Origin of the sequence: Allorhizobium sonneratiae (assembly GCF_023700755.1) — a bacterium.
Taxonomy (GTDB): Bacteria; Pseudomonadota; Alphaproteobacteria; order Rhizobiales; family Rhizobiaceae; genus Allorhizobium; species Allorhizobium sonneratiae.
Genome location: NZ_JAMKOJ010000019.1, coordinates 1 through 10,142, shown reverse-complemented (window position 1 = coordinate 10,142; position 10,142 = coordinate 1). Strand labels below are relative to the sequence as shown.

10 protein-coding genes and 1 pseudogene are annotated in these 10,142 nt (G+C 51.7%); 1 reads left to right on the top strand and 10 read right to left on the bottom strand.

What is annotated here, in order from left to right; translation table 11 throughout:
- Positions 1-165: 165 nt before the first annotated feature.
- From repC to NAC44_RS20850, 6 genes are all read right to left on the bottom strand, one after another.
- Positions 166-1,383: a plasmid replication protein RepC gene (repC, locus tag NAC44_RS20875; protein ID WP_250943576.1), complete on the bottom strand. Its 1,218-nt coding sequence runs from the start codon at positions 1,381-1,383 to the stop codon at positions 166-168.
- Between the two features lie 156 nt (positions 1,384-1,539).
- Positions 1,540-2,520, bottom strand: coding sequence for a plasmid partitioning protein RepB (repB, locus tag NAC44_RS20870; RefSeq protein ID WP_250943575.1), 981 nt, complete (start codon positions 2,518-2,520; stop codon positions 1,540-1,542).
- 77 nt (positions 2,521-2,597) lie between these two features.
- On the bottom strand, positions 2,598-3,785 hold the full coding sequence (gene repA / locus NAC44_RS20865) for a plasmid partitioning protein RepA (protein WP_250943573.1): 1,188 nt from the start codon (positions 3,783-3,785) through the stop codon (positions 2,598-2,600).
- A gap of 271 nt (positions 3,786-4,056) precedes the next feature.
- Complete coding sequence (locus NAC44_RS20860; protein WP_250943571.1) at positions 4,057-4,350, bottom strand: addiction module antidote protein; 294 nt, start codon at positions 4,348-4,350, stop codon at positions 4,057-4,059.
- Positions 4,351-4,638 carry a type II toxin-antitoxin system RelE/ParE family toxin gene (locus NAC44_RS20855; RefSeq protein WP_250943570.1) on the bottom strand — a complete coding sequence of 96 codons (288 nt, stop codon included), beginning with the start codon at positions 4,636-4,638 and terminating at the stop codon, positions 4,351-4,353.
- 126 nt (positions 4,639-4,764) lie between these two features.
- Complete coding sequence (locus tag NAC44_RS20850; protein WP_250943568.1) at positions 4,765-5,052, bottom strand: hypothetical protein; 288 nt, start codon at positions 5,050-5,052, stop codon at positions 4,765-4,767.
- Positions 5,053-5,270: 218 nt separating this feature from the next.
- On the opposite strand from NAC44_RS20850, the pseudogene NAC44_RS20845 reads away from it, so the two are divergent.
- Positions 5,271-6,022: pseudogene (locus tag NAC44_RS20845) on the top strand (IS6 family transposase).
- Positions 6,023-6,096: 74 nt separating this feature from the next.
- Here the strand turns inward: NAC44_RS20845 and NAC44_RS20840 are convergent.
- The 4 genes from NAC44_RS20840 to NAC44_RS20825 form a co-directional block, all read right to left on the bottom strand.
- Complete coding sequence (locus tag NAC44_RS20840) at positions 6,097-7,278, bottom strand: MFS transporter (RefSeq protein ID WP_250943567.1); 1,182 nt, start codon at positions 7,276-7,278, stop codon at positions 6,097-6,099.
- 4 nt (positions 7,279-7,282) lie between these two features.
- Positions 7,283-8,374, bottom strand: coding sequence for a SagB/ThcOx family dehydrogenase (locus tag NAC44_RS20835; protein ID WP_250943565.1), 1,092 nt, complete (start codon positions 8,372-8,374; stop codon positions 7,283-7,285).
- 444 nt (positions 8,375-8,818) lie between these two features.
- A complete protein-coding gene (locus NAC44_RS20830; RefSeq protein ID WP_250943564.1) occupies positions 8,819-9,118 on the bottom strand; it encodes a hypothetical protein in 300 nt (99 codons plus the stop codon).
- Between the two features lie 148 nt (positions 9,119-9,266).
- On the bottom strand, positions 9,267-10,142 hold an 876-nt coding region (locus NAC44_RS20825; RefSeq protein WP_250943562.1), incomplete at its 5' end, for a transposase.

Below are 10,142 nucleotides of genomic sequence, written 5' to 3'. Positions count from 1 at the left end.
CTCCAGCGCTCTGTCGCCGATCAGTCAATTTTTTGCAACAGAGCCGTTATCATTTTAATGTCCTTTCTTAATGGGGTCAGTTCCGGTAGGGGGCGAAATGCTAGGATTTTGCCCCCTACCGCAAACGACCCCTATAAGTGCCACTTAAATGTTCAAGGGCTTTTATCACCCCAGCCTCATCCTCGGCCCCTCGCCCACCTGCCGCAACAACGCCATCAACACCGGCCCCAGCGAAAACGCCCCTGCCTCTGCCTTGGCGGTCAGGCTGCGCAGATAGCCACCTGCCGAATTGATATGCCCTGCCCGCTCCAGAATGGCGGCCATGGTGATCGCCGCCTGTTCCGCGCCCATGGCATCACAGGCCTCCTGATAGGCCGATGGGCTGACGCCAAGCATGGATCGTACCACGACAGCCGCCGCCATCAGATCGCGCCAGCTTGTCACCGCCCCGTCCGGCCCATAATCGGCAATCTGCGGGCAAGCCCTCAACACCATGCTTAAGGGATAGGTTTCCGGCTGCCGGCGCCCTGGCGGTTTTGTCTTCGGCGTTTCCGCTTCTATATTTTCATAGCCATTTGATTCAAATTCATAGGTAGATTCAGGTTTTGAATTCTGTATGTGGCCGTCATTCTGGGCAGCATTGGCGTGCATATTTCTGGATTTCAGCAATATTTCCAGTCGGTTGACGATTTCCTCGCGCAAAAGCTCCATTTCATCGCGGATATCGACAAGCTCCACCATGGATGGACGGCGGGGCAGGCGGGCGATGATGCGGATATAATGGTCCTCCATCGCGGACCAATTCCCGTCCGCGCCCTCATCCATGGCTGCCGAAATCAGCTTGCGCACATCCCGGCGGCAGATGGTCAGTGCTTCCTTTGCCCGCTTGTAGGCGCGCGCCTCCTCGGCCACGGCCTGCGCCAGCTGGGCCAGTTCGCCAGCGCGGACAAGCAGCGGTTCCAGGCTAAAGCCGAAAGCCTCCTCGATCTCCCCTGCCCGACCGCGATGGGCATAGCGCTTGCCATTCGGGCTGTCGCGCCGCTCGATCAGACCCGCCTCGACCAAAGCGGCCAGCGCCCGGCGCAGCGTGCTGCCGGAAATGCCATGCGCACGAATGGCCAGTTGTGCATTCGATGGGAAAACCACAAGCCCGTTCTCTTCGGAAAGCTCTGTTTCCGGGTAAAAGCTCAACAGTGCATTCAGCACGGCAAGCGATCGATCCTGCAGGCCAAACTTTTCGCGGGCTTCACAGGCATCGCGGAAGACTTTCCACTTATCCACCGCCCTGCCCGGCTTTGCTTCGGCCCGGTCGATCTGGCCTTTTACCAGCGATAGCTTCGCCGGCCGCCGCCCGAAGGGCGTCGTTATCTGCACATGGGTCATCGTTTCCTTCGCCTTTCCTAAAGGCAAAAAGAAGCAGACACGCCAAAGCGGCGTCAAAGACTCTTGACTATGATTCGTGGATTTGCGATTCTCTGGGTGTTCATATCAGAGAGGGCTTCCACGGTTCGCCGTTGGGGGCCTTTTCCTTTTTGCGACTCACTCCTGTTTCGTGTCGATTGTAGTCTTGCGGTACGCCTCGTAAAGCGATGGCAGGTTTTTCGACAGGTAATCACCAAATCCTGCGGCATCTTTCGCCTTGAGCGCCAAGGTAAATTGCTTGCCGTCGCTCTCCATATTGGCAACCAGCCGCTTATCTTCCGTTGCCCATTTCTCTGCTTTGCGCGGTGCCTTGGCCGGTTTGCCGCTTTGTTTGACGTGCTTCACCAGCCGTTCGAATCGCTGATCGGGATCTGCTGCACGAAAGCCGTCCTCGGCAATCAACGCCTGGGCGGCGGCAAGATGGGCCGGTTTTTCCAGAAGAAGTTTCAGCTGATACCAGCGATCTCGACCGATGCCTTTTGCCGGGCCGATGGCTGCCAATATATCTTCGTCAATGGCGGCCACAGACAGCATTTTCGACAGGACGGCGCGATCAACAGAAAGCGCCTGGCACACAAGGCTGTTGTCATTGTCATAATGCAAGCGCGCCAGCCGGTGAGCAAAGAGTGCGCGCTCAATAAAGGAAAGATTGGCGCGGGCGGAATTTTCCTGCCCCTGAATGATCACATGTTCGGCGTCGGCCAGGTCCTTGACCACGGCCAGCACCTTGCGGCCAAGCGCCTCGGCCACCCGCCAGCGCCGGTGACCGTATACCACCATATAGCGGCCAGATTTTTGCGGGTGAGGGCGTACAAGGATCGGGGTCGATTGGCCGTGATCACGGATGGCGCAAAACAGCGCCTCAAACTCTTGCGCGTCATCCTCCATGCGGTCATCGACAAAGGACGGATCAAGGATCGACGTGTCCAGCTCGATGACGGTGTGACCTTCACGCAGCTTGTCGGCAAAAGAGCCAAGCTCCTCTATCGAGTTGAGCAGCGATTTCGATGCGCCGCGCACCGGCATATCCGGCAATGGTGCGGCGGGCTGGGCGTTTTCCGGCCCCATAACAGCGGCAAACGGGTTTTTACGCGCCATAACCTTTTGCCCCTCCAAAGCCTAGAATGTTGAAATGATGTATGAATTTCGATGTTTTGACGGCGGTCAACATGGGTTTACATGCGCCCCCATGCTTTATGGATCAGCCCTTGCACCTCAAAATTAACGGCATCCATGCATTCGATGGCGCGGTCATACGTGCCGCGGCTGAAATCAGCCTTCTCGACTTCATAGAGCGTCTGCTTTGTCAGGGCCGCATCAGAGATCGCCGTGGTCTTGACCATCGGGCTTTTCAGGATTTCCTCGGCAAACATGGATTGCATAAATCCAAGCATCTGCATTTGCGGCACGTCTGACGGCTCAAAGCGGGTGATGAGATAGCGCAGCCAGTCCAGCTGCACGCTGGCGCCTGCCTTGCGAATGGTGCGGGTGATATTGCCAAGCATCAGCAGAAACTGCGACATCGACATGAGATCGAGCATTTGCGGATGCACGGTAATCAGCATGGCGGTGGCGGCGGTGATGGCTGTCAGGGTGAGGTAGCCAAGCTGTGGCGGGCAGTCGATCACCACCACATCATAGCGCTCATCGACCTCGGCCAGCGCCTGCCCTAGCCGCGCAAAAAACCGCTTGCCCTCATTGCCGGACTGCATGGCAAGCGGCACATCATATTCATATTCCTGCAATTCCAGATTGGCAGGCACGATATCGAGGCCGGGGAAATTGGTCGGGGAGATGATGGCGCTGAGGGGTTGGCGCTGGCTGTCAAAGCGGATGGCATCATAAAGGGATGGGTTGCGGTCCAGCTCCGGCTGGAAACCGTGCATGGCCGAAAGCGAGGCCTGCGGGTCGAGGTCCAGCGCCAGCACGCGATGGCCGGTGAGTGAGAGGTGCTGGGCGAGGTGGGCGGCGGTGGTGGTCTTGCCCGATCCGCCCTTGAAGTTGACCACGGCAATGACCTGGAGCTTGTCGCCGGGCTTGCGGTGCGGCACATATTTCTTGGCCTCGGCCTTGCCGGTCTTGTCCAGATAATGACGCAGCTCCTGCATCTGCTCGGCGGTATAAAGACGGCGACCGCCCGCCGCTGTCATCGGCATGGGACCCTTGCCATTGAGATGCAGGTGTTTCAGGTTGCTTGTGCTGACGCCAAGATAATGCGCCACTTCGGCTGTGGTGAAAGGCCGCAAGGTTTTGCGCGCATCCGGCGGAAACTTCTCCTGCCGCAATTGATCCAGCTTGCGCGAAATCTCCGCGCCCTGAGACAATATCTTGTCATCCAGCTCAAACTTCGGGAAAACGCTCATTACTCTCTATCCCATTTTGACGATAAAACGCCGCCTAAAAGCGAATTGCCGACAATATCCACCATAACAGCGAGTCTGCCAAGAGATTTTTAGTTAAGCAAAGGTTAACGTCAGGGGTGTGTATGGGGACGCGCGGGTGCGATGCTTTTTCAAAAGGGGCGTGGGGTTTTCGCGGTGTGATAGTTTGAAAGCTTTTCGGTTGACGGGAAGAGATGACAAAGAAAAAGCCGCCCTGCGGAAGGGCGGCTTTGTGGAGAATAACGCAACAATTTCAGGCGGCGTCTTTGCTCGCCACGGTGAGCCTGAGCCCCAGCGCCGACATGACCGAAAGCAGCGTAGACAATTTAGGGTCACCGCGTTTGGAAAGCGATTTGTAAAGCGCTTCCCTCGTAATTCCGGCCTCGGCGGCAACGCTGCTCATGCCTCTGGCTCTGGCGATATTGCCAAGCGCGACGGCCACCACTTTTGGGTCGCCGTCTTCCAGGGCGGCTTCAAGATAGGCGGCCACGGCTTCCGGGCTATCCAGAAATTCGGCGCTATCCCATGCTGTGGTTTCGATTGCCATTTAAACCTCCTTCGCCATTTCCTTGGCTTTCTTGATGTCTTTGGCCTGAGTGCTCTTGTCGCCACCGGAAAGCAAAATGATGATTTCCTTGCCACGTTGAACGAAATAAACCCTATAGCCGGGGCCATAATCGATACGCAGCTCACCAATGCCGTCGAAGAATTTCGCGTCGCCGAGCAGCCCAAGAGAAAGCCGGTCAATGCGAACCTGTATGCGGGCCTTGGCGCGAACGTCCTTGAGAGACTTGAGCCAATCGGTGAAAGACTGTGTTTTGCGAACTTCGATCATGTGTAATCTATAGAATACAAATCGAAAGACGTCAATCAAAATGTGAACTATAGATTACAAAATTTGAGATATAAAAAAACCGCCTCGGCGGACGGCTTCAGGGGAGGGGAGGGGAGGGGAGGGGGATTATCGGGAAAACCACTTCGGTACATTCGCCTTCGGGTTATCTTTCCTGAGTGTGTCCTGATGGTTTCGGAACATCCATATACAAAATTCATCAGCAGCATCAGCCGCATCCATGGTTTGTGGTATGAGCCTGCTTGCTCGAATCGCCTCGCGCATTACGATCCTTACGCCGGTGCTAGAATACGTTTCGATATAGCTGTCACGGGTATCTTCTCTAGAGGCAAGATTGATCCCGTTTGCTAAAATTGCGGTCTGTACGATCCACATAAACTCTTCTTGTTTGGTCATGCATTATTCCTCGTTGATAATAACAAGGAGAACAATTTAAGAGCGTGCTTTGGCAAGCCCTAAAAATAGTTTTTTGAAAAATCCAGATCTGCCTTTGCTGCATAAGATGGCTTATGGGACTCTGCGTCGCTCACTGGGGCTTGTCGCAAATTTTGCCGGTTAACGGCTTGTTGACCACAGCCGGAGAAATTCCGCTCCCGAAGTAGTGGAGCGTAGCGATGATTCTGAATGCCATTGCGGAGAAGCTGAAGCGCCAGTCGAAGGATGATTTCAAGGGGCGGCATTTCGAGGTGTGGCTGTTTGTGCAGGCAGTGACTTGGTACCTGCGCTATCCGCTTAGCTATCGAGACCTGGAAGAGATGTTCTGCGAGCGTGGGTTCGAGGTTGATCACAGCACGATCAACCGCTGGGTCCTGGCCTACGCGCCGATGATCGAGAAACAGCTGCGCCAGTTTCGCCAACCTCATTACGGATCTGTCCGTGTTGACGAAACCTAGGTGAAAATCCGCGGGAAGTGGCATTATCTGTACCGGCCATTGACAAGCACGGAAACCCGGTCGACTTCTTGCTCACCGCGAGGCGCGACCTCGATGCTGCCAAGCGCTTTTTCCGCAAGATGCTCAAGGACGAACCATTGCTCTCACCGGAAAAGATCGGCACGGATGGCGCCAATACCTTCTCCTCAACGATCAAGACATCCGTGGAGGATGCGCTTCTCAGGCCGGAGCCAGTCCACTATGTCACCAAACATCTTCAACAAGGCATCGAGAGCGACCAATTCCGCGTGAAGAAAAACATGCCGAAGATCGGCGGCTTCCAGTCCTTCAAAACGGCACAGTGAACAATCGCCGGCTTCGAGGCGATGTTGTGGCAGCGAAAGGGCTTCGGCTTCATCGGCGATTGGACCGTCAACGACCAGAACGATCTGCTCGCACACCTCTTCGGACTTCAAAAAGTTAACAAAGCGTAGAGTCCACACCATTTAGGGGATCATCGCGGTCTGCAAAAATCTTTGCGACAAGCCCCGAAATCCTCTCTTCTCAATTAAACCAATTCTGTCTCATGGGCGCTGATGTCGGACACCATGGCGCACATTTTTGCAATCGAAAGAAACAATACACTCATCAACACAAACAAAACCATGATAATAAACATGAATTGCACTTTCATGAAAGGCGCCAACATGACAAGAAGAACCGCTCCGGCGATTGATGAGATGGTCGTGAGGAGCGAACTGAACGTCCCTCTTTCATGGTTGCCTAACTGATTTTGAAAATATACGTAAGATATATTATTGGCTATTGCTGAAATCGTGAAGCTCATCGCAATCATAAACGTATAGATGAAAGGGTTACACGGCAATATCAAGTTGAGTGCGATTGCTAAAATTGAAAAAACGGTGATCAAAACACCAAGGGCATATTGTGTTATCAAATTCATAACAGCATTTGCTATAATTTGGGTGATCATGATGGCACTCGTCACAAGCGCTAAAACCCATAAAGAATGGGCGTCTTTGAACGAAAAAAAAGCAATCCAGTAAGTCTGAATGCTCATGAAAAGCATTTTGATGAGCAACGTTTCAACGTAAATGATTTTATCTTTTAAAGTCAGGTTAAACGATTGAATGGTCAAAAGAAAATTATAGAAGGAAAAACCAGCAGCTTTATTGGTGACAAGTGTGTTTTGATCCAAAAATAAAAATGTAATCGCGCTTAGCCCGATAAAACAGGAAGCCGCCAGAACCCACAACGCTGTCGGGCTTTCCTGAAATATAAAAAGGCCCACAATATTGCCCGAGAGTGAACCAACCAAAAGTATAATGTTTAAACGTGGAAACCATTTTAATCGCTCGATTTTATCATGGAATATGTCCATAAGGAAGGCACCGGCCAGACCGTTAAAAGATGCGTTCGCCAGCCCCAAGAAAAAGGCTGCGGCGATCATTATAATAGGGGAGATATGGAGCATGGACAGCGAAAAAAAGGAAAAGCACAGCATCGCAAGCGATGCTGTGGCGCGCCGACTTTTGCGGTCTGCAATGTAAGAAAATAAAACATCAAAAGAGAGCAGGGTGATGACGCTAATAGCGGACAAAATTCCCAAGAATGATGGGCCAAGCGCGTCATTAATTGCGATTTTGGACACATTCATAATTGCCCCAGCGGACATCATCGCAAATGAAAAATAACACCCTGCCTTAAAAAAACGACTGGTGCTGCTCAAGGTTCTAATCTTTCGATTTGAATCTTTGGGCTTGCTGTTCCATCAGCGAATGCATTCTGCGATATCGACCATTACCAAAAGCTAAGAAAAATAATGGAATGGATTGTTCTTGATCAATTTTGAGAATCTGCTCGATTTTCGAATCGTTAAAAGCGCCGGTTATCCATGTGTTCAACTGAAGAGCGGCGGCACAAAGCTGAGCTGTTTGCGAAAAGTGGCCGACCTCCATGCTGACAACCCGATAAGCACGGGTCGTTTTGTACTTCCATGTAAATCGTTCAAGATTGGCCGCCAAAAATATTCCGAACGAGCAATTTTCTCCAAAAAACTGTGATGCAAGCATTGCAGACAAGTCATCATAGCTAATCTCATCGTGAACGGTCAAAAGGCTATGATGTTCTGCGTCGTACCAGTAAATTCCATTTTTAAGCCCGCTCACATTAAAGACGCAAACAAATGCTTCAATCGACTGCAAGCATCCGCCAGAAGGTGAAGATCGCCTTTTAAAAGGCTTATACTCTTCAAACTCGCCTTCCTTGTGCTGATGGAAATAACCAAAAGCTGTAAATAAAAGATTGGATAGATCCTGCATATTAGATTTAAATGGAGAAAATTCCCTAACGGTTTTTCTCTTGTCCAGAGCGCTGAATAAAGAGCAATTTTTTAAAAAAAACAAATCATAGTCAGGTAGAGGGATCGATTCGCAACCATTTATTGGGTTTTGCTTCTTTCGCTCCGGCGGCTTATGTCCCTCAATCAATGTACAGGATTCAAGGTAGGTTAGCGCATACTCTGTTGGAGACAAGGTGTTTAATTCATTGAGAACATCATTACTTCCTTTATGGAAAAGGTCTAGAAAATCATTTCCAAATTTAGACAATGGTTCATCCCGATCTTTGGGAACAAGGATGCCATTTTCAAGCAACACCTCCTTAACAGAGTCCTTTACCTCACCACTTATCGAAAATCGGCCGATTTCTGATATGAGCTCACTGTCATTTATCTCAAATTCTTCGTGTGACTTTGTGTTTATCAGGTATGGTTTGTTCAAGCTAAAATATATTAGAATGTCTCCAGATATTCTATAGGCACCCATGATCCACCTATCAAAGCAAATACAACCTCCGAAAGGAACGCTCAATTTCTTGAGCGTTCCCAACTTAAATTTTAACAAATGCCATTGGAATCAAAAACAAGCGCTGCGAGATTTGCTTTTTCAGGGAAGCTTTTGGATACTTTTTTCATTTCAATTCTCCTTTAAGTTAATACGGATATATTGAAGTGATTATATCAACAGTAACCCCTAATAAAGTGATTATGTTAATAATAATCACACAAGTATTTTTTTGTAAATTTATGGTGAAATTATGACAAGGGTCATTGAAAATGCCTCTTGGTATTCCCTTTTCGAATNTAAAGTGATTATGTTAATAATAATCACACAAGTATTTTTTTGTAAATTTATGGTGAAATTATGACAAGGGTCATTGAAAATGCCTCTTGGTATTCCCTTTTCGAATAGCCTTGGTGCACGGATCCTTCATCGGGGGTGTCGTAGTTGGCTGGGGGCTTGTCGCAAAGATTTTTGCTGGCCGCGACGGTCGAGCAGGGTGATGAGGGCTGACACATTGCGATAGGCGTTGACGATCAGCTCCGCATCGTCAAACGGCGGATGCGCCGCCAGCTTTGCCACCGCAATCGCCGGGAAAGCCGCGCTTTCGCGGGTGAGGATGATCCTCATGCCGGTTTTTTGGTCCACCGTGACGGACCATTCCGGCGCGGCATTGGCCAGCGTGTCACGGATCTTCGGCAAAAGCTGCGCGGCCTGCTCGACGTTCACCCCTTGGCCTCCTCCGGCACAAAATGGGGCTTTCCGGCGTCACTGATATTGACGCGGAAGCGGTATCCGGACCCGTACCATCGAGCGCCGATGGTGTATTGGCCGGGCAATAGCTGGGGTCGGTTCCGGCTGGGGGCGAAATGACACTCTAAGCTGTTGCGGCGTTGGGCCAGAGATATTCGCCGGTCAGTAGTATATGTGCCCAACCCAGCGGAGAGATATGCGCCAGAAGTTCAGGCGGCACATCAAGTCCTTCATTCCGGCGCTCTGCGACCGCTTGGCCGAGATGGAGGGTGTTCCAGTAGATGATGATTGCGGTGAGCAGGTTCAGCCCGGCGATGCGGTAATGCTGGCCCTCGGTGGTGCGGTCACGGATTTCACCCTGGCGACCGATACGCAGCGCATTCTTGAGAGCGTGGTGGGCCTCGCCCTTGTTGAGGCCGATCTGAGCACGCCGCTGCATGTCCGTGTCGAGGATCCACTCTATAATAAAGAGTGTCCGCTCCACGCGGCCAACCTCACGCAGCGCAACCGCCAGATCGTTCTGGCGAGGATAGGAGGCAAGCTTGCGGAGCAACTGGCTCGGCTTGATCTTGCCAGCAGCCATGGTCGCGGCGCATCGAAACAGGTCGGGCCAGTTCGCGATGATCAATTCCTCGCGGATCTTGCCGCCGACCAGTTTGCGCAGATCCTTAGGTGTCCCTGCTGGATTGAACACGTAAAGGCGCTTCGAGGGTAAATCGCGGATGCGCAGGACAAGGCGGTATCCGAGCATGCCACTGGTCCCGAACAGGTGATCGGTAAAGCCTGCCGTATCCGCATATTGCTCTCCAACCTGCCGACCTGTCTCATTCATCAGCAGGCCATCCAGGATGTATGGGGCCTCGCTGACTGTCGCAGGAATAGTTTGTGATGCGAACGGCGCGAACTGGTCGTTGACGTGAGTGTAAGCCTTGAGGCCGGGTTCATTTCCATATTTGGCTCTGTTGCAAAAAATTGACTGATCGGCGACAGAGCGCTGGAG